Origin of the sequence: Microbulbifer pacificus, from assembly GCF_033723955.1 — a bacterium.
Lineage (GTDB): Bacteria > Pseudomonadota > Gammaproteobacteria > Pseudomonadales > Cellvibrionaceae > Microbulbifer > Microbulbifer pacificus.
This window is the reverse complement of the sequence record NZ_CP137555.1, coordinates 2,350,194-2,369,592: the sequence shown is the minus strand read 5'-3', so window position 1 is coordinate 2,369,592 and position 19,399 is coordinate 2,350,194. Positions and strand designations below refer to the sequence as shown.

Annotated in this window: 16 protein-coding genes; 3 read left to right on the top strand and 13 right to left on the bottom strand. The window is 61.6% G+C overall.

Annotation, left to right across the window (positions count from 1 at the left end; translation table 11 throughout):
* The 4 genes from hisI to ubiE form a co-directional block, all read right to left on the bottom strand.
* Positions 1–399: a phosphoribosyl-AMP cyclohydrolase gene (gene hisI, locus R5R33_RS10240; RefSeq protein WP_404810361.1), complete on the bottom strand. Its 399-nt coding sequence runs from the start codon at positions 397–399 to the stop codon at positions 1–3.
* 102 nt (positions 400–501) lie between these two features.
* On the bottom strand, positions 502–2,139 hold the full coding sequence (gene ubiB / locus R5R33_RS10235; protein ID WP_318952599.1) for a ubiquinone biosynthesis regulatory protein kinase UbiB: 1,638 nt from the start codon (positions 2,137–2,139) through the stop codon (positions 502–504).
* A gap of 4 nt (positions 2,140–2,143) precedes the next feature.
* Entirely contained in the window at positions 2,144–2,800 is a 657-nt protein-coding gene (locus R5R33_RS10230; RefSeq protein ID WP_318952598.1) for a ubiquinone biosynthesis accessory factor UbiJ, read from the bottom strand.
* Between the two features lie 169 nt (positions 2,801–2,969).
* A complete protein-coding gene (ubiE, locus tag R5R33_RS10225; RefSeq protein ID WP_318952597.1) occupies positions 2,970–3,719 on the bottom strand; it encodes a bifunctional demethylmenaquinone methyltransferase/2-methoxy-6-polyprenyl-1,4-benzoquinol methylase UbiE in 750 nt (249 codons plus the stop codon).
* 116 nt (positions 3,720–3,835) lie between these two features.
* Between ubiE and R5R33_RS10220 the strand changes: the two genes are divergently transcribed.
* Positions 3,836–4,687 carry a CHAD domain-containing protein gene (locus R5R33_RS10220; protein WP_318952596.1) on the top strand — a complete coding sequence of 284 codons (852 nt, stop codon included), beginning with the start codon at positions 3,836–3,838 and terminating at the stop codon, positions 4,685–4,687.
* A 33-nt stretch (positions 4,688–4,720) separates the two neighbouring features.
* Here R5R33_RS10220 and lysA read toward each other — a convergent pair whose 3' ends face one another.
* A complete protein-coding gene (gene lysA, locus R5R33_RS10215; protein WP_318952595.1) occupies positions 4,721–6,172 on the bottom strand; it encodes a diaminopimelate decarboxylase in 1,452 nt (483 codons plus the stop codon).
* Between the two features lie 252 nt (positions 6,173–6,424).
* Between lysA and R5R33_RS10210 the strand changes: the two genes are divergently transcribed.
* Positions 6,425–7,948: an N-acyl-D-amino-acid deacylase family protein gene (locus R5R33_RS10210; RefSeq protein ID WP_318952594.1), complete on the top strand. Its 1,524-nt coding sequence runs from the start codon at positions 6,425–6,427 to the stop codon at positions 7,946–7,948.
* 54 nt (positions 7,949–8,002) lie between these two features.
* On the opposite strand, the gene R5R33_RS10205 is transcribed toward R5R33_RS10210, so the two are convergent.
* The 6 genes from R5R33_RS10205 to hslV form a co-directional block, all read right to left on the bottom strand.
* Positions 8,003–9,559, bottom strand: a complete 1,557-nt coding sequence (locus R5R33_RS10205) for an alkaline phosphatase (protein ID WP_318952593.1) — start codon at positions 9,557–9,559, stop codon at positions 8,003–8,005.
* A gap of 129 nt (positions 9,560–9,688) precedes the next feature.
* Positions 9,689–11,377 carry a hypothetical protein gene (locus tag R5R33_RS10200; protein WP_318952592.1) on the bottom strand — a complete coding sequence of 563 codons (1,689 nt, stop codon included), beginning with the start codon at positions 11,375–11,377 and terminating at the stop codon, positions 9,689–9,691.
* Between the two features lie 93 nt (positions 11,378–11,470).
* On the bottom strand, positions 11,471–13,318 hold the full coding sequence (locus R5R33_RS10195) for a PhoX family protein (RefSeq protein WP_318952591.1): 1,848 nt from the start codon (positions 13,316–13,318) through the stop codon (positions 11,471–11,473).
* Between the two features lie 166 nt (positions 13,319–13,484).
* Positions 13,485–13,862 (bottom strand): DUF971 domain-containing protein, encoded by a 378-nt coding sequence (locus R5R33_RS10190; RefSeq protein WP_318952590.1) that lies wholly within the window; start codon positions 13,860–13,862, stop codon positions 13,485–13,487.
* Between the two features lie 72 nt (positions 13,863–13,934).
* The gene (gene hslU, locus R5R33_RS10185; RefSeq protein WP_318952589.1) at positions 13,935–15,248 is read right to left on the bottom strand and encodes an ATP-dependent protease ATPase subunit HslU; all 1,314 of its coding nucleotides are present in this window, start codon (positions 15,246–15,248) and stop codon (positions 13,935–13,937) included.
* A 239-nt stretch (positions 15,249–15,487) separates the two neighbouring features.
* Positions 15,488–16,027, bottom strand: a complete 540-nt coding sequence (gene hslV / locus R5R33_RS10180) for an ATP-dependent protease subunit HslV (RefSeq protein ID WP_138234242.1) — start codon at positions 16,025–16,027, stop codon at positions 15,488–15,490.
* A gap of 119 nt (positions 16,028–16,146) precedes the next feature.
* Here hslV and R5R33_RS10175 point away from each other — a divergent pair, with 119 nt between their 5' ends.
* The gene (locus R5R33_RS10175; protein ID WP_318952588.1) at positions 16,147–16,380 is read left to right on the top strand and encodes a DUF2798 domain-containing protein; all 234 of its coding nucleotides are present in this window, start codon (positions 16,147–16,149) and stop codon (positions 16,378–16,380) included.
* A gap of 10 nt (positions 16,381–16,390) precedes the next feature.
* Here R5R33_RS10175 and R5R33_RS10170 read toward each other — a convergent pair whose 3' ends face one another.
* Together R5R33_RS10170 and R5R33_RS10165 are read right to left on the bottom strand one after the other, a co-directional pair.
* Positions 16,391–16,951, bottom strand: a complete 561-nt coding sequence (locus tag R5R33_RS10170; protein WP_318952587.1) for an SPOR domain-containing protein — start codon at positions 16,949–16,951, stop codon at positions 16,391–16,393.
* 106 nt (positions 16,952–17,057) lie between these two features.
* Positions 17,058–19,337, bottom strand: a complete 2,280-nt coding sequence (locus R5R33_RS10165; RefSeq protein ID WP_318952586.1) for a primosomal protein N' — start codon at positions 19,335–19,337, stop codon at positions 17,058–17,060.
* Positions 19,338–19,399: the final 62 nt, after the last annotated feature.

Sequence of the window (19,399 nt, the reverse complement as noted above, 5' to 3'; positions counted from 1 at the left end):
TTATTTCTTCCCTGCGTAAATGGCTTCCGGGTCGGCAATCACTGGCTGGCGGATCTGCCACTGGCCGTTTTCCAGTACCTGGTAAAAACAGCTGGTGCGCCCGGTATGACAGGCAATGCCACCCAATTGTTCCACCAGCAGTACGATGGTGTCACCGTCGCAGTCGAGGCGGATTTCCCGCACCTGCTGCACATGCCCGGAGGATTCGCCCTTGCGCCAAAGTTTGCCACGAGAGCGCGACCAGTAGACGGCGCGACCTTCCTCCACCGTGAGACGCAGGGATTCGGGATTCATCCACGCCATCATCAGCACCCTGCCAGTTTTCACATCCTGGGCTATCGCGGGCACCAGGCCGTCGCTGTTCCAGCTGACCGCCTGGGTAAAATCGGTTTCACTCACGACTCGCATCCTTACTGCATTCGTTATTGTAGGCTGGACCGTCGGGCTGCCGGCTGTCGTTTTATGCCTTGTTGGCGCGCGGCACCGTGTCCAGCAAGCCGCTCACGGCCACAGCAGCAGGGCCAGCGCAGCCGCTCCCATCGCCCAACTCATTGCCGGCACCTGCGCCAGCAGCCCGGGGGAAGCCAGTAACGCCGCGCCCGCGGCCAGCAAGCCGCCGACGATCATACGCGCGTAGCGCGCCCGTCCACGGCGCCTGCTGCCCGCCAGCTGCTCACTCAGATGCTGCAACTGCGGCCCAAGTTCCCGCCCCTGTTCCAGTGCGGAAAACGCCAGTTGCGGCAGTTGCGGGAATTTTTCCAACCATTCTGGGCCATATCGACGGATTTCACCGAGGATAGTCTTGGGGTGGATGCGCTCGCGCATCCACCGCTCCAAAAATGGATGGGCAGTCTTCCACAGATCCAGCTGCGGATAAAGCTGACGCCCCAATCCTTCGATATTCAGCAAGGTCTTCTGCAACAGCACCAGCTGCGGCTGCACTTCCATATCGAAGCGCCGCGCAGTCTGGAACAGGCTAATCAACACCCGCGCAAAGGAAATCTCGCCCAGAGGTTTTTCGAAGATCGGCTCGCACACCGAGCGAATCGCCGCCTCGAACGCGTTGACCGGCGTATCCCGGCGCACCCAGCCGCTCTGCACGTGCAGCTCCGCCACCATGCGATAGTCGCGGCGAAACATAGCCAGCAAATTGCGCGCCAAATAATACTGATCCTCGCGGCTCAGGCTGCCGACAATGGCGGTGTCGATGGCGATATATTTGGGCCGCTCGGGATGCTCACGGGACACGAAGATATTCCCGGGGTGCATGTCCGCGTGGAAGAAATTGTGCTCGAACACCTGCTTGAAGAAGATCTCCACCCCGCGCTCGGCCAGCAGCTCCATATTGGTGTTCTGCGCCCTGAGCTGCGCCAGGTCGGTCACCGGAATGCCGTGGATGCGCTCCAGCACCAGCACATTCTCGCGGGTATAGTCCCAGTGGACCTCGGGGATATAGAGGAGCGGGGAGTTGGCAAAGTTGCGCTTCAGCTCGGAGCCGCTGGACGCCTCGCGCACCAGATCCAGCTCGCCCTCGATGGTGTGGCGGTAGTCCTCCACCACCTCCACCGGGCGCATGCGACGGCCGTCCGGCAGATAACGCTCAATCCAGCGGGCGATATGGTGCAGCAGTTCCAGATCCTGCTGGATCACCTTGTCGATGCCCGGCCGCAGCACCTTCACCACCACCGCCTGTCCCGGCTGGCCATCTTTATCTTTCAGTCTCGCCGCGTGTACCTGGGCGACCGAAGCAGATGCCAGCGGCGCGCGCTCGAAATCCGCAAACAGCTCGTCCACCGGTGCGCCGAGTGCCGCTTCGATGCGCGCGATGCACTGGTCGGCGGGGAAGGGTGGCACATTGTCCTGCAGCTGGTTCAGCTCCTGCACCATATCCGGCGGCAACAGGTCCGGGCGGGTGGAAAGCAGCTGGCCAAACTTCACATAAATCGGCCCCAGGTCCTCCAGGGCGCGGCGCAGCCGTTCACCGCGGCCCATATTCTTCGCTTTGCTGCCCTGTGGCAGTAACTTCGCCGGCGCCCACAGAGCACGCAGCCATAGGGGCTGGTGCTCTGCAGGGATCAGCTCATTCAGGCGATAGCGCAGGAACACCCGCGCAATGGTCAGACTTCTCGCAATCGGCACGTCTTTACTTCTCCTTGCCGTCGAGCTGGTCCCGGCCTTCAAGCTTGCGGCGCAAAATCTCAATGCGCGCCTCCAGCCGGTCCACCCCCTGGGCAAACCCGGCCACATCTTCCGCAAACGCCTCAAACTGCGCCTGCGGTGGTGTCATCCGCCACTCCTCACTCACCGCCTCCGCGCCCGCTTTTGGTGCAGAACCCAGTGCACCCTTCAGCCAGCTCGCCGCCATGCGCATGCCTGCGCCCAACTGGTGCGCCGGCGCATCGCCGATCAGCTTGGCCAGCGGCTCCTCCCAGTCGATATCGAGATCACGCAGGATGGACTGCAGCTCCGCCAGCAATGCACTGGAACCGCGCACCGTCACCCCCAGCTTCGCCGGGGTGGCATCGCGGTTTTTCAGCAGTTGCAGGAAAGCCAGCGCCGAACCGGACAGTTCCGTGGACACCTCGCCACTCCAGCGGCTGTGCACCTCGATATAGCCGCCCTCATCCTCGTCATCGATAACCAGAAACAGGTTCATGGAAGGCGCGGTGAGATTCACCCGCAGCACCTTGCCCGCCAGCCTGGCGAGGCGTGCGCGGCTGCCCGGGTCATAGCGCAGGGCGGTGTTGATGGCGGTTTCCAGGGTGGCGTCGAAGCCGGCGCGGAAGGTGGGGTCGGTCATATTTATTCTGAAGTCGGTTCAGACTCGGATGCGAAGGTCCGTCTGCCGGTGAGTGTTCGCGGGACCGTCTGCGGCCTAGATGGCCGCAGCCGAGCCCCCATGGATGGGTTTACGGCGTGTCCCGCGAACACTCACCGGCAGACGGACCGCCACAAAATTCAAAATAGAACTAGGGCTTGATGCCCTTGTGCAAAGCCACAATGCCACCGGTCATATTGTGGAATTCGCAGTCCACAAAGCCGGCGTCGCTCATCATGTCTTTCAGGGTTTCCTGATCCGGATGCATGCGGATGCTCTCGGCGAGATACCGGTAGCTTTCCGCATCGTCCGCCACCAGCTTGCCCATGAACGGCAGCAGGCGGAAAGAATACTGGTCGTAGACCTTTTCCAGCAGCTTCGACTGCGGCTTGGAAAACTCCAGCACCAGCAGGCGACCGCCGGGTTTCAGCACCCGCAGCATAGAGCGCAGCGCCAGATCCTTGTCCGTCACATTGCGCAGGCCAAAGGCGATGGTGATGCAGTCAAAGGTATTGTCGGGAAACGGCAGGTACTGGGCGTCCGCCTGCACCGTCTCCACATTGCCGGCAATGCCGCGATCCAGCAGGCGATCGCGCCCGACCTTCAACATTGACGCGTTGATATCTGCCAGCACCACCTTGCCGGTAGGGCCCACAATGCGGGAAAAACGCGCTGTCAGGTCGCCGGTACCCCCGGCGATATCCAGGATCGTCTGCCCCGGGCGCGCCGCCGACAGCTCGATGGTGAAACGCTTCCACAAGCGGTGAATACCGCCGGACATCAGATCGTTCATCACGTCGTAGCGCGCCGCCACCGAGTGAAAAACATCCGCCACCCGCCCGGCCTTCTCTTCGACCGGCACCTGCTGGTAGCCGAAATGGGTCGTCTTGCGTTCCGTCATCTTGCGCCTGCTGTACCAAATTCAGGGCGACATTGTACATGGGGCCGGGCCGCTGGGCACTCGCCGGGAGCGGACAAACCTACACTGAAGGCTCCACTGGAATACCGGAATCCACCATGAGCTACCGTTTTCACCCCCGAAAACCGCCCAGCGAGGAAAAACGGCGGGTCGCCAGAGAACAGATCGTCTCGGCGCTGGATGCCATCACCCAACAGGATGAACCAGAAGCCACCCACCAGGTCCGCAAACACTGCAAGAAAATGCGTGCGCTGATGCGGCTGGTACAGAAAACCGACGACAGTACGGAGCAACTATATCGCTTCGAAAATGCCCACTACCGGGGTATCGCTGAAATACTCTCCGGCAGCCGCGACGCGGTTTCCCTGTACGACGCCCTGGTCAAACAACTGGGGCGCGAGCATTTTCCGGCAACTGCAACGCTGCTCGAAGCGCGTATCGACACCAGCGGTGCACAGGAAGCACTGCAACAGGCGGAGGAGTTGTTGCGGGAGGGCCAGCAACATATCGACAACTGGGATCTGGCGGATCTCGGTAAAAAAGACTTAATCCGCGGCTACGCGCGCAGCCATCGGCGCACATTCAACGCTGCGAATGAAGCATTGGAAGACTATGACATTGTCCGCATGCACACCCTGCGCAAACGGGTAAAAGACCAGTGGTACCACACCCGCCTGTTGCAGCCGCTCAAGCCCAAGAAAATTGGCAACCGCCGTGCGCACCTGAAAACGCTGGCGAGCGCGCTGGGAGACTGGCGTGACCTGCGCCTGTTATGTGACTTCCTGGCAGACAGGGGGGAGGAGCTGAATGGTGAGCTGATACCGCTACTGGACAGTGCCCAGCAGAGGCTGGAGGAGTTGCGGGCAGTGATCGGCCGCGAGTGCGACCGCCTGTTTGCCCGCAAAAGCTGGCAGCGGCAATGCCAAGTAGCGAAAGCCGCAGCCAGGTAAACGCGGAAATACCTATCCCAGCAATCCGCGCGCTCAGTAGACATCGAAGCGCAGCAAGTCCTCATCCCGCGCCCGCCGGCGAATCAACCGCGTATCCTGCTGCCGATCCACCATCACCGCCGCCGCGGACAAGCGACCGCAGTAGTCGTTCATCATCTCCAGCGCATAGGCGCCCACGTCAAACAGCGCCAGCACATCCCCGAGCTGCGTGGCTGCAGGCAGTTCTCGCAACCCCGGCTGATGCACCAACACCTCCTCAAGCAACGCCTGGTGTGCACGTAGCTCCGGCTGTTGCTGCAACAGCGTCTTCACATACCCCTCCCCCTCGATGTCGTAGTAGACATCACTGCTGTCGCACAGCGGCCCGACCACCTTGCACAGATGGGTGTCGACATCGTCGGCGCGATTGGCATTGATCATGTGGAAATACCAGCCGATAAACGCGTCGAACAGCACACTGTAGCCGGCATCCAGATAGTACATCGCCTGCTGGTTGCGCTCTTTTTGCGCCTCGATGCGGGTGAGCAGAACACCGGTGTCGCTCACCATACTGCGGCCCGGTTCGACAATGATTTCCACGGCCTCGCCGAGGGACTCAGTGATCGGCCGAATCAGGGTCTGCGCCAGCATCTCAAAGTCCACATCGGTGCGGTATTTGCCCTGGTAATGCCCGGAGGTGGTCCGCCAGTTTTCTTCGGAGCTGCTGTAATTCTTCGGGAAGCCACCGCCGAGGTTGATATGTTCCAGGGGGTAGGGCAGTAGCTCGCAAACTTCCCTGAAGTATGCAATGAGGAATTCCGCCTCCCTGTGGTAGGCACCGATATCGGTTACCTGCGTGCCGATGTGCGCGTGAATGCCCGTCATCTTGAGAAAGGCAACATTTTCCGCGATGAGCGCGATCGCCTCGCGCTGCTCCGCACGGGTCATCCCGAACTTGGATTCCGAGGTACCGGTTTCCCAGCCTGCCGCGGCGCCGCCCTTGATCTCGGGAACAATACGCAGGGTTACGTTGGCGCGCCGCCCGAGTGCCTGCGCCACCGCGAGAATGCGCTTGAGCTCGGTCAGCGAATCCACATTGATCGCCTTGATTCCCGCCGCAATGACCGTGCGCAGCTCCTCTACAAGTTTGGCGACGCCATTAAAGACCATTTCGCCGGGCTGAAAACCTGCGGTGATGGCTTTGTGGAATTCGCCCCCGGAATTAATTTCGATGGAGAGACCCGCGGCCCTGAACACCTGCAGCACCGCGATATTCGCGTTGGCCTTGCTGGCGAAACACACGGTGGTGTTGCGGTGCACACGGCGGAAATGATTCAGGATGCTCTCGGCGTTGTCACGGAGCTGCCGCTCGGAAAACACGTACAGTGGTGAACCGTACTGCTCCACCAGCGCATTGATGTCGACACCATCAATGTGCAGCTGTCCGTTTCGGCTGGAGAGGTAATCGTTTCTGGCCCAGGGATGCAATGCGGCGGCTTCTTTCATTTTTATTCTCATCGCGAGCGTATAGGTTTCGATTTCGGGTTCGCCAGGCCATGACCTGCGCATTTCCCCGATCTTAGCAATCCATCGCCAAACCTAGCTATCGACTTCGCACGCGCACTGCCCGGCAACGGGGCCGCTGGCACGCTTGTCCGCCACGGGTATTGGACCTACTATCGAGCGGACGCGGTACTTCCACGAATTTCAATAACAAAAAAGCACGCAGGATTCCCGCGTGCGCGGAGACACCGAACCTTGATCACAGCATCCCTGCGCGCCGTCGCCATCCTCGCCTTCCTCGCCTGCCTCCCCTGTGTATTCGCTGCCGCGCCCGCTTGTGCCGGTACGTTAATCCGCAACGCCACAGTGTTTGACGGCTCCGGTGGCCCCGGGGTCGTCACGTCGGTCAAAATTGACGGCGACCGCATTTCCGCAATGGGCGATATTCCACCGCAACCCGACGACCGCATCATTGATGCGAAGGGACTGGTGCTGGCACCGGGTTTTATCGATACACACTCACACCACGAATTCGGCATTGACGGCGCGCCCGCAGCAGCTGAAGCCATCAGCCAGGGCATCACCACCATTGTGGTCGGGCAGGACGGCAGCTCCCCGGATGAGCTGCCGCTCGCGCAGTATTTTGCCCATCGCCAGCAGCACCCGGTGAGCGTCAATATCGCCAGTTATTCTGGACACAACACACTGCGGGAGAAGGTGATGGGCCTCGCCGAGCGCGAGGCCAGCGACGAAGAAATCGGCAAAATGCAGCTACTGTTGAAAGCCGACATGGATGCCGGCGCGCTGGGCCTGTCCACCGGGCTCGAATACGACCCCGGTATCTATTCCAGCACGCGCGAGGTGCTGGCGCTGGCCAGGATTGCCGCATCTGCGGGTGGGCGTTATGCCAGCCATCTCCGCAGCGAGGACCGGCACTTCTGGGAGGCACTGGAGGAACTGCTGACGATCGGTGAGCAGGCGAAACTGCCGGTGCAGGTTTCGCACATCAAGCTCGGCTCGCTGTCGCTCTGGGGGCAGGCCGACAAAGTGCTGGCTCGCCTCGACGCCGCCCGGCGCGCGGGCATCGACGTCAGCGCCGACATTTACCCCTATACCTACTGGCAGTCCACGCTCACTGTATTGTTTCCCGAGCGCAATTTTGATGACCTCGCCGCCGCCGAGTACGCCCTCAGCGAGCTCACCACCGCCGATGGCATGCACATCACCCAGTTTGATGCGCGTCCGGAATTCGTGGGGAAAACCATTGCGGAGATCGCCGCCTCACGCCGTGAGGAGCCAGCCGTCACTTATCTGTGGCTGTTGCGCCTGGCCCGGGAATACAGTCCGGAGTACGATGGTCAGCAGGTCGTGGGGGTCAGCATGAGCGAGGCGGACGTCGAGCGGTTCATCACCTGGGAGCACAGCAATTTTTGCTCCGACGGCGCGTTGAATGACGGGCACCCCCGCGGCATCGGCAGCTTTCCCCGCATTCTGGGTCGCTATGTGCGCGAGCAGAACACCCTCGACCTTGCGCGCGCGATACACAAGGCCACCGGCCTCGCCGCCGGGCACATGGGTATTCGCCAACGGGGCCAGATTTACCCCGGTTATTACGCCGACCTGGTGCTATTTGATCCGGAGCGAATCATCGATCGGGCCACTATCGAAAAACCGGGACTGGCTTCCGCCGGTATATCGACCGTGTGGGTGAATGGCGTGGCGGTGTACCTGGATGACGCGGCGACCGGTGCACCGGCGGGCGTGATCATCAGGCGGTAGGGCCGCGCAACGCCATTTGCGGCGAAGGCCACGCCGCACGGCCCAGAGACAATATTATCTGCCCGGCAACAACCCGCCCGCATGTGCCATCACATGAAACACATAGTTTTGCTCGTGGGTGCCGGACAGCAGCTGTGAACCGGGGCCGCGCGCCCAGATACCCACATCTTCGCCACCGTGGGTTTCCCCCTCGCTCACGATCAATGCCTCCTGGAAATAACCCGGGGCCTGGGTGTCGACCTCGGTGAGATCAACACGGCCAGCACCGACCGGCGCATTCATGCGGGCGTCGGAATCGGTCTGTTTGCCCAGATCGGCGAAGCCGGGGCCGTTGGCGTAGCCGACGGTGGTGTAGGGCTTGCCATCTGCCGCCAGTTGCGGGGTTTTCATCGGTTCGCCGCGCTCGTCATTGCTCACCACCTTGCCGAGAATCGGGTTGCCGCGGGTGGGGTAGCCGGCGATGGTAAAGGTGTGGCTGTGGTCCGCGGTGACGATGATCAGGGTGTCTTTTGGATCGGTCTTGTCCATCGCCACTTGTACCGCTTTGGCGAATTCCACCGCATCGTGCAGCGCGTTGTAGGCATTGCCGGCGTGGTGACCGTGGTCGATACGGCCGCCCTCCACCATCAGGAAGTAGCCGTCCTTGTCTCGGTTCAGCAGTTCAATGCCCTTGGCGGTCATTTCGCTGAGGGACGGCTCACCGGCCTTGTCGTTGCTGCGATCGGATTCGTAGCGCATGTGCGACGGCTGGAAAAGGCCCAGCAGCTTGTTAGTGGCTTTGCTATCGAGCTTGTCGAAGCCGGCACGATCCTCGATATACACCGCATTGTTGCCGTAGCGTTTCTGCCACTCGCTCACCAGGTTGCGGCCGTCCTCGCGTTTGCCGGCAGCGCCTTCCAGATCGGTCACATCCGCGGGCAGGAAGCCGCGACGCCCGCCGCCCATGATCACGTCGATACCGTCACCCACCGGCATTGCCACCAGCTGTGCGGCGATATCCCGGCAGCCTTGCGGGGCTTTGTACTCCCAGTCGCGCTCCGGCACCTTGGCGAAGGTGGCAGCGGGGGTGGCGTGGGTGATGCGTGCGGTACTGATGATACCGGTGGCCTTGCCGCGGGCTTCCGCCAATTCCAGTGCCGTAGTGAGCGGGTGCTCAAGGCCCGCCTTGCAGTCGCCGCGCGCCACGCTCTCGTCCACGCCGATAAAACCGGCCTTGGTCTTCACACCACTCATCAGGGCGCTGGCGGTACCGGCGGAGTCCGGGGTCTGCTGGTTGGTGTTGTAGGTCTTGATCAGGCCGGCGAACGGCATTTTCTCGAAACTGAGCTGGTATTCCTCACCGGTCTGGCCCTGCATCTGGCCGGCGAGAATCCGCGCACCGGTCACGGTGGAGATGCCCATACCGTCGCCGATAAACAGGATCACATTCTTGGCGGCGCCGCGCTTGTTGTTGATCTCCACCTGCGCCGCCTGCTGCAGGCGGTCCTGGGCTTCGCTGAACCAGTGGCTGTTGCGCTGGCTGGCGGACAGACCTTCGGCGCTCACAGAAGCCGAAAGTGTGACGGCGGTAAGCGCGGCGGCGATAGCCGCGCCGATAGATGTACGGATCATGAAACTCTCCCAGGCAAATCAGGCACCCGAGCGGCCAACGGACCGCTAGGGCAAATAATGGCGCCAATTAGACTGGGACGATATTACAGAATGGTGACCGCGGCGGCGACCACCCCATTTCTGCGCTGCTCAGCGGTAGGAGACCACCTCCCGCACCCCGGTCTCCTGCCCCTCGGCCACTTCTCGCAGCAGGTTGTCCCGGGGGCCCAGCACGGCGTCGCGCCCCTCGCGGTAACTCTGCTCCTCGACAATCGCGCGGTAGGCCTTGTTCAGGTCCAGCGCGCGGCGGGGCGACGGCATGATCAGGATATTGATGTCGGTGGCCAGGCGCTCGAGCATGGCCGTTTGCAGGCTGCCATCTTCCGCGAAAAACCGCGCGCGCACCTCGGTGTTGGAGCGGTATTCGTCGGCATTGCCCACCTGCTGCAGGTAGAACGCGTACTCGCCGCGACCGTCTTCCCGCAGCGGCTCGCGGAGGCCCGCCAGAGGTTTCTGGGTCCAGTGGTACCAGCCGCGCTGGAAACTGTCACCGGCATCCAGCTTGCGACCCATGGCAAAGCCGCCATCGACATTCGCGCCGATGGCCCCGTGGCAGCCGGTGCAGGAGGCCAACTCTTCAAACGACTGCGGCCGCAGCGCGCCGTGCGCGTCCTCGATAAATCCGCTATAGCGCCAGCCGCGGCGGTTGCTGACGCCGCGCTCGATATCTCCCACCACCGGTTCGAGGCGGTCGGGGAAGTCATGCGCATCCTTGAGTTCGTCGGCCGCCAGTTCGCGGTGCTGGAAATAATTTACCCAGCGCACCTTGCGCGCATATCTCAGTTCCTTCATGCGCGACGCCATACGCACCTGACCGTCGCTGTCCACATCGAGGTAGCGCACGCTGTGCAGGAATTCGGTACCCAGCGGATAGGAACCAGCGGAAAGAGGCGCTTCCTGGCGCTGCTGGGCGAGGCGCGCTTCGCCCACATAGGACATGAAACGCTGCTCTCGCGGCGCCCAGTCGTAGGCAATTTTGGTGGCGGTGGCGAGCTCGCCGTTCTTGTCGAGATCGACCTTTAGAATGGTCTCATCCACAGCGGCGATCGCCACGTCCGCACGCTTGATCAGCGCCTCGACGATGGCCAGATTTACCCGGTAAACCTCACCGCTGTACTTGCCGCTCTCGTTGTTGCGATAAATTGCCGGCAAACGAATTAGCACATCGTCGGTGGAACCGTTGGTTGGAAAAAACGTGCCGGGAAACGGCGTGTAGGCCAGCGCGCGCCAGCCAGTGAGATGACCGTCGCCGTCGCGGTCGAAACCTTCGCTGTCGAAATCAAATCCCACATCCGGCACATAGCCATCCCATGTTCCGTTGCGGTTGCCATCCCAGTGCGCCGGCAGTTTTTGCGTGAGAGTTTGCGCGAGGGGAATGCTGCCATCCTGCGCGCGATAGTTGTCTTCGCGCACATAGTCGAGGATGGTTTTATCGCTTACAGACGCGAGATATTCACTGCGGTCCTTGAACAAATTGTGCCAGCGATTCTGTCGCGCGGGTTCGGCGAAGTCGTACACCAGCTGCAGGTCCAGGTCGTTGGTGAAATTCGGAGCCTGGCTATTGGTATGACAGGCGTAGCAGGGATTGCTCGCTGGCCTGTCGGCATTTTCGGTTTTGGTGTAGCACTGGGGCGGGGTGACCGCGGCGGGGTTGGACAGGTAGAGGCGGCCAAGATTTGTTGTTTCAGCGGCCGGCTCTTTTGCCAGCGCATTTACACCGAAAAAAAATGGCCCGGAAATTATGGTGGCGGCCAACGCCGCGAAAGAGGAAGCACGCATAGGTCTGACTCGATAAATAGGTCTGACTTAAAAACAGAAGAGCCGAAGCCCCGAAAAATTATCGGGACTCCGGCATTCGCTACACAGCGGGAATTATTCCGCGCTGGTATCCATGGCGGGGAAGGGGCCCACGTAGCCGGTGTAGGCGCGGTGCTCCAGTGAGCCGGGCGCAAGCTTGTCACCGTCGGACTCGCCGTAGGGGTGCTGCACCACGCTCATCAGGTAGCCGAAGCCATTGATGTTTGGGTACCAGTAGGGCGAGGTGGTCTCGGAGCCGTAGGGCGTGGTCTTGATACGGGTGAGGCCGGCGGTGGAATCCGCAGCGTCGACGTCGTCCAGGTTCAGGGACCAGATCACATCGTTCTGGTGGCCGGAGCCGGTGTCCTCACCGATGATCAGGGTGTTGTAACCGGTGATAAAAGTGACATTGTCCGGGTTGGCGATAGCGTCGACATCGCAGGTGTTGCCGGCAAAGGGGCTGTCTACAGCGTATTGCGCGGGAATGCCACCGATCAGGCCGGACATATTGATCGCAACGTAATCGGAGCCGATCTCGCTATCCGCCGCCACGTCCAGCTGGTACACCGCACCACAGGCGTTGGCTTCGGCAATCTGCACATCGCCGGCGCCATCGGTCATGCCTTTGCCCACTTCACTCATCGCCAGATACAGCTTGTTTCCGGCGGGATCGAAGGTCACGCCTTCTTCCTTGCGGAATTCGGTGGAAGCGCCCATCAGCGCGGCGTAGCGGCGGGTTTCCAGGCGCGAGGCAATTGTTTCCATGCCCGGCTTCACGCTCAGGCATTCCTTGTTGCCGTTGGTGGCAGTGGCGATACAGCCTTCGGCGTCCACTTCAAAGATATCGTTGAAGGTGACGGCGGGAACACCATCGGCTCCGTGCACAGCCGCATCGATCTCGGCGTCGGTGGCGTGGCCCAGGGATACCCATTCCAGGTCGGCCGCGCCGAGGCCTTCCGCGGAAGTCTGGTTCCACTTGGCGGCGTAGACGGTACCCGCGCTCAGGTCTCCGGCACTATCGGCGATGAACATATAGAAACCAACGTTGGTGCCATCGTCTGTCATGTACACGGTCTTGCTGTCGGGCATCACGTAGGACAGCTCGAAAGCGAGGCGGCCCATGGCATAGTGCTTGACCAGATCGGTGGTCGGGGCAGCGTCGCCTTCCGCATTGACATTGATCTCGATATTCCAGCCGTAGAAATAGGGATTCCACTGGCTGGGATCGGCGTAGTACTCCAGCATGGTGGCGGAGTAGCCGTCGGCCGCGGTTTCCACACTGGTGGGCAGGAAGCGGGCATCCGGCTCGTATTCTTCGGATGCCAGGTGCGCATTCCACGGAGTTACGGAAGCAGCGCAGTGTACCCAGCCGCCGTCGACGCCCGACTGGTCGATCTGCCACAACTCTTTGGTGGTCAGCTCACCGGTAGTCGCATCCTGGTCCAGTTCCATCAGGAACATGGCACCGGGGCGGGTTTCCATCTGCGATACGGAGAACAGGCGATCGGCCACCGGCAGCAGGGAGGTATGCTCGTTAGCATCGGTAACCTTGATCATGCCGTCGGCGTCGTACAGTGCCTGGCCGGCGGCATCCACCAGCAGGCCGAAGGTCACATTGCCATTTACCACGTCACCGGAACGCAGCAGGGTGTGGAAACCGATCTCGTACTCTTCGCCGTCGACTTCCACTTTCGGTGCCGCGAGGATCTGGCGCTTTTCCTGGTCGGTAGTCGGGGTGGCGACACCGGTAAAACTCAGGGTGCGCGCAGGCGTTTCGCCAGTGCCGTCATCGGGATCCGGAGTCGGCACTTCCACTTCTGGCTCATGGCGGTGGTTGTCGTCACTACAGGCGGGAAGCAATGCAAAGGCAGCGAGAATAACCCCCAGCTTCAAAGCCAGCGGTGTTTTTGAGAACGGAATCATTATGTAAGCCCCCAAGCTTAAAAATATTTTGCGCCGGGGATTTAAACGAGCAGAGGTGACAGTGGCGTGACAGATGGGCCCACCAGTGTGACGGGTGAATGAAGTTTTCGTGAATCGGGATTTAGCTCACAACCGGAAAATTCCGGGTCGGGGATTTTTTTAGCGCTCAACCGATAAATTTCACCGGGCTCACATCCGGATCGCGGCCCTTGCCTTCGTATTTTAATCGCTCGAGATAAGCCTGCCAGTTTGCCTGTTGGCGATCGCACAGTTCGCGCAGGTAGGCCCAGGTGTAGATTCCACTGTCGTGGCCGTCGTCGAAGAAAATTTGCAGCGCATAGCGGCCGGCCGAGGCCACTTTTTCGATACCCACATGCATTTTTCCGCTGACCAGGGTTCCCTGGCCGATGCCGTGACCGCGCACCTCGGCACTGGGGGAATAGACCCGCAAATATTCGGCAGGCAGTTCGAATTCACGATCGGCATAGAGCAGGATGAGTTTTTTGCTGGCTTTGTCGAGGCGAATTTTTTTTGGCGCGGACATGCTTGAATCCGAAAAATTTACAACACATGGGCCGCGCATTGCGGCCCGTGTGTGCATCGAAAATAAAACTGATCAGAGAATAAAGCGCGAAAGATCTTCGTCTTTACTCAGCTCGCCCAGATATTTGTCCACATATTCCGCGTCGACGGTCACACTGGTGTCACCATCGCCACCGGCGAAGGAAATTTCCTCCAGCAGCCTTTCCAGCACGGTGTGCAGGCGGCGCGCACCGATATTTTCCGTGGATTCATTCACATCGTAGGCCACCTCCGCAATGCGGCGGATACCGTCTTCGGTGAAACTCAAATCAACCCCCTCGGTGGCCAGCAGCGCTTTCTGTTGCTCGGTGAGCGAGGCGCTGGGTTCGGTGAGGATCCGCTGGAAGTCGTTGGAGGTGAGCGAGCTCAGTTCCACCCGAATCGGCAGACGGCCCTGCAGTTCCGGAATCAGGTCGGACGGTTTGGCCAGGTGGAAGGCACCGGACGCGATGAACAGGATGTGGTCGGTTTTGAGCATGCCGTACTTGGTGGTGACGGTGCAGCCTTCGATCAGCGGCAGCAGGTCGCGCTGCACACCCTCACGGGAGACATCGGCACCGCTGTTGCCCTGGCGCTTGGCGACTTTGTCAATCTCATCGATAAACACGATGCCGTTCTGCTCGGCGGACTGGATGGCGCGGGTTTTGATCTCCTCGTCGTTGATCATTTTCGCGGCTTCGTCGTCAGTGAGTTGCTTGAGGGCTTTCTTGACGGTGAGCTTGCGCTTCTGGGTTTTGCCCTTGGACATGTTGGAGAACATGCCCTGCAGCTGGTTGGTCATTTCCTCCATACCGGGAGGCGCCATGATTTCGACGCCCATGGGGGAGGCGGAAACGTCGATTTCGATTTCCTTGTCGTTGAGCTCGCCCTCGCGCAGTTTTTTGCGGAAGACCTGACGCGTGCTGGAATCCTTGTCACCGGGTTCGGTGCTGCGCGCGGGGGGCAGCAGGGCGTCGAGCACGCGCTCTTCGGCGGCATCCATGGCGCGCTGTTTGACGGATTCCATGGCGCGCTCGCGCTCGAGCTTCACGGCCATTTCGACCAGGTCGCGCACGATGGATTCGACGTCGCGGCCGACGTAGCCGACTTCGGTGAATTTGGTGGCTTCGACTTTGATAAACGGCGCGCCGGCGAGTTTGGCGAGGCGACGGGCGATTTCGGTTTTGCCGACGCCGGTGGGGCCGATCATGAGGATGTTTTTCGGGGTGATTTCAGCACGCAGTTCTTCGTTGACCTGCATGCGGCGCCAGCGGTTTCGCAGCGCGATGGCGACGGCGCGCTTGGCGTCGTGCTGGCCGACGATATGGCGGTCGAGTTCGTGGACGATTTCTCTGGGGGTCATGGACATGGTCTTTACTCGGATTCTTTTTCGCGTTGCCCTAGCGTGGTTCGCTTTAGAGCTGGTGCGTTGGCGGCGCGGCACCGGGTACAGTTTTTTGAAACCGCTGTGAATACATCCCTGTACGCTGCGTCGGCGACTTCCCTGTCGCCGACGCTTTCAAAAAACTGTACCCGGCACCCCACCTTCAATTCGTAGTCAGTTACTTCGTTAGCAAGTTCTGAATTACCTTGTCAGCAAGCTGGCAATCAGTAATTCAATTCTTCAATCGTGTGATTCTGGTTGGTGTACACGCAGATATCGCCGGCGATTTTCAAACCCTGCTCGACAATGCTTCTCGCATCCATATCGGTGTTGTCCAGCAGTGCGCGCGCGGCGGACTGGGCGAAGGGGCCGCCGGAGCCGATGGCGATCAGGTCGTCTTCCGGCTGGATGACGTCGCCGTTGCCGGTGACGATCAGGCTGGCGGTTTCGTCGGCGACGGCAAGCAGGGCCTCGAGGCGGCGCAGGGCGCGGTCGGTGCGCCAGTCTTTGGCGAGTTCGACGGCAGCGCGGGTGAGCTGGCCGTTGTGGGCCTGCAGTTTGGCTTCGAAGCGTTCGAACAGGGTGAAGGCGTCGGCGGTGCCGCCGGCGAATCCGGCGATGACCTTGTCGTTGTAGAGGCGGCGCACCTTGCGGGCGTTGCCTTTCATGATGGTGTTGCCCATGGAGACCTGACCGTCACCACCGATGACGACTTTGCCGTTCCGGCGTACGGAGAGAATGGTTGTGCCGCGATATTGTTCCACTGGTGCCTCTGCGTTTTCTTTTCAGAAGCACTAAGTGTGGTCGAGGAGGCGAAATTTCAACTTTGCGGGGGTGCGTTTATACTCTGGCGCCTTCTTCTGAGGTCCTGTGGAGAACGCCTGTGGCCCGCATAAAGCGCCGTTATTACACCTTGGTTTTTGCGCTGTTCATGTCGCTGTTTATGTCGACCATGATGTCCGGGGTGATCACCATCATCAATACCGGCGTGACCGAGGGGTTCTTTTCCCGCTGGCTGCACGCGGGGTTGGTGGCCTGGGTGGTGGCGTTTCCGCTGATTTCGATCATTGCGCCGGTGGCGCACTGGATTGCGCGCAAACTGGTGGAGACGGAATAGTCTCGCGCGCTTATCCCTGGGCGGGACGCTTCAACACCAGCGGCATCAGGCGGTGTTCGGCAAGGATGCTCTGCGCTTTGGCGACCTTTGAACGGTTGGTGTAGGGGCCGACGAGTACCCGGTGCCAGGTGCCGCGGCTGTCGCTGGCGGATTCCACTTTGACGTCGAGGTTTGCGAGCATCAGCTGCGCGCGCAGGCGCTCGGCCTCGTCCTTGTCGCGGAAGCTGGCGGCCTGGAGGATGTACACCAGTTCCGGCTGTGCCTCTTCCTTTTCCGCCGGTTTGCTGTCTGCATTGCTGTCGCGCACACGAACCTGCTGGTTTTTGGGCGGCGCAACCTTCACCTCACTCTCTTCCAGCAATTTGTAGAAATCGAATTTGGGTTTGGCGTCCGCCGGTGCCTGCGCCTGGGGCGCGGGTTTGGCACTGGCGACCACTTTGGCCTTTTCGGTCTTGAGGTCACTCAGCAGGAAGATGAACACCGCAAAGCCGCCGACGAAGTTGCCGAGCACGAACCAGACCCAAGCGGGTTTGCCGGAGGATTGTTGGCGGCGGGTGTTGCGGCGGGCCATGACTGCTCTCTTAATCGTTTTTGGCGATCTTTATTCGCGATTATTCTGCGGGCCGGGAATTGTAACGCGTGCGCCGGACGCCGTCAGGCGCACGCGCGGTAGATTCTTAGGACAATTCCTGTGCGTCCATATCCACCGCCCAGCGCAGGCGCCGGTTTCTGTTGCCCTCGGCCCACTGGCAGAAGCGCGCAAGCAACTGTTGCAGCAGGCCGCGCTTGTCGGCGGTGATCTGGATATAGAAGCGGAAGCGGCCGGATTTGCGCTCCAGCAGTGCCGGCACCGGCCCCAGATACTGCAATTCCGGCGAGCTCGGCGCCAGCGCCTCTAAATAGTTACGGGCGTTGGCGAGAAACTCCTCCGCCCAGCGCGGCTCCTCGCACTCGGCGCGCACCAGCGCCATTGCGCGCACCGGCGGCAGCTGGGCGATCTTGCGCTCTTCCAGCAACTGGCGGGCAAAGGCGCCGTAGCCCCGGTTCAGCAGCAATTGCAGCAGCGGGTGTTCGGGGTAGCGGCTCTGCACCAGCACGTGTCCGGGCAGGTCGCCGCGACCGGCGCGGCCGGCCACCTGTTCCAGCAACTGGCCCATGCGCTCGGGGGCGCGGAAATCGGCACTGAACAGGCCGCCGTCGGCGTCCTGGATGACCACCAGCGTGACCTTGGGCAAATGGTGGCCCTTGGCCAGCATCTGGGTGCCGAGCAACAGGCAGGGTTCGCCATTGCGCGCAGGCTCCAGCAGTTTGTCCAGCGCCTGTTTGGTGGCGGTGGTGTCGCGGTCGACGCGGATCACCGGGAAATTGCGGAAGCTGTGGGTGAGGAAGTCCTCACTGCGCTCGGTGCCCGCGCCCAGGGCGTTGAGATTGCGGCTATGACATTGAGGGCAACTGTGCACCTCACGCATGCGGTAGTCGCAATGATGGCAGCGCAGATGGCGGCTCCGGCGGTGCAGGGTGAGCTTGGCGGAGCAGTGCGGGCAGTCGGCAAGCCAGCCGCAGTCATCGCAGGTAAGCGCCGGCGCATAGCCGCGGCGGTTGATAAACACCAGCGCCTGCTCCCCGCGGTTCAGGGTGTCGCCGATGTGCCGCAACACCTGGGGGGCAAAGCCCTCCTGCAGTTGCTGGTGCAGGGTGGGTACCACGCTGATCTGCGGCGGACGCGCATTGCCGGCGCGGTGGCGCAGGCGCAGGTGCTGATAGCGGCCGGACAGGGCGTTGTGCAGGCTCTCCAGCGATGGCGTTGCCGAGCCCAGCAGCACCGGCACATCGGCACTCTTCGCCAGCACCACGGACAGATCGCGGGCGGAGTAGCGCACCCCGTCCTGCTGTTTGAAGGAGCCGTCGTGTTCCTCGTCGATCAGGATCACGCCGAGACGCGGCAGCGGCGTGAAGATCGCCGAGCGGGTGCCGATGACGATATCCGCCACACCGCTGGCGGCGGACAGCCAGGCGCGGGCGCGCTCACCGTCGGCGAGTCCCGAGTGCAGCGCGGCGATGCGGAAATCCGGGAAGCGCGCGGCGATGCGGCGCAATGTCTGCGGGGTGAGACCGATTTCCGGCACCAGCAACAGCGCCTGCTCACCCCGGGCCAGGGCCCGCGCCATCAGGCGCAGGTAGACCTCGGTCTTGCCGCTGCCGGTAGTGCCTTCCAATAATGAAGCGCTAAAGCCGCTGGCGGGTACCGCGTCGATCACCTCGCGTTGCTCGTCGTTGAGCTCGGGTGCGGCTTGCGGTTCCACCTCTTCCAGCGGCGGCGGCGCGGTAGGGCCACTGACCCAGTGCGCCAGATTGCGCTCAATCAGCGCCTTGCACACGGTACTGTTAAGGCCGCGGGCATTCAGTGCGGTACGGCTCTGACGGCCGGTCTTCAACAGCAGCTGCAACAACTCCTGTTGCTTCTTGGCCCGCGCCAATGCGGTCTCGGGCAGGCCTTTGCCTTCGGTGGTGAGCTCCAGCCACTGCTCCGCCCAGTGATCCGAGGGCTTGCCCTTGCGCAGGGCGACGGGGAGGGCCGCGGCGTAGAGTTCGCCCACGGGCGCCTGGTAGTAATCCGCCGCCCACTGCAGGAACTGGCGGCTGCGCGCATCAAAGATCGGCTGGCGGTCGATGCACTCGGTGGCCGGTTTCAGCTCGGCAAGCGGCGACTCCGATACGACGTCCACCAGCACCGCCACCAGGTCGCGATTGCCGAAGGGCACCAGGAAGCGCTGGCCCGGGCACAGGTCGTCCGCACCCAGCCCCTGTGGCGGCAGGTAGTCGAACAGGCGGCGCAGGGGTACCGGCACCGCGAGGCGCAGGATGGCGCGCGCACCAAGTGCGTGTGGCTGTGCGCCCTCTGGTGCGAAATCGCGCACTTCATGCTGCATGTCTTGTTGCGCCCCCGCTGCGGTCAAGCTGCCTCCGTGTGTGTCGTGTCGTTCTGCATACCGGTGTCGTTTGCGAAAGCGCGCTAGTG

Coding starts and splice junctions, on each gene's coding strand:
- lysA (WP_318952595.1), bottom strand. CDS start 6,172: ATGAAAGAAGCCGCCGCATTGCATCCCTGGGCCAGAAACGATTACCTC.
- R5R33_RS10195 (WP_318952591.1), bottom strand. CDS start 13,318: ATGATTCCGTTCTCAAAAACACCGCTGGCTTTGAAGCTGGGGGTTATT.
- ubiE (WP_318952597.1), bottom strand. CDS start 3,719: ATGACGGAACGCAAGACGACCCATTTCGGCTACCAGCAGGTGCCGGTC.
- R5R33_RS10205 (WP_318952593.1), bottom strand. CDS start 9,559: ATGATCCGTACATCTATCGGCGCGGCTATCGCCGCCGCGCTTACCGCC.
- hslU (WP_318952589.1), bottom strand. CDS start 15,248: ATGTCCATGACCCCCAGAGAAATCGTCCACGAACTCGACCGCCATATC.
- R5R33_RS10170 (WP_318952587.1), bottom strand. CDS start 16,951: ATGGCCCGCCGCAACACCCGCCGCCAACAATCCTCCGGCAAACCCGCT.
- R5R33_RS10230 (WP_318952598.1), bottom strand. CDS start 2,800: ATGACCGACCCCACCTTCCGCGCCGGCTTCGACGCCACCCTGGAAACC.
- R5R33_RS10220 (WP_318952596.1), top strand. CDS start 3,836: ATGAGCTACCGTTTTCACCCCCGAAAACCGCCCAGCGAGGAAAAACGG.
- R5R33_RS10190 (WP_318952590.1), bottom strand. CDS start 13,862: ATGTCCGCGCCAAAAAAAATTCGCCTCGACAAAGCCAGCAAAAAACTC.
- R5R33_RS10200 (WP_318952592.1), bottom strand. CDS start 11,377: ATGCGTGCTTCCTCTTTCGCGGCGTTGGCCGCCACCATAATTTCCGGG.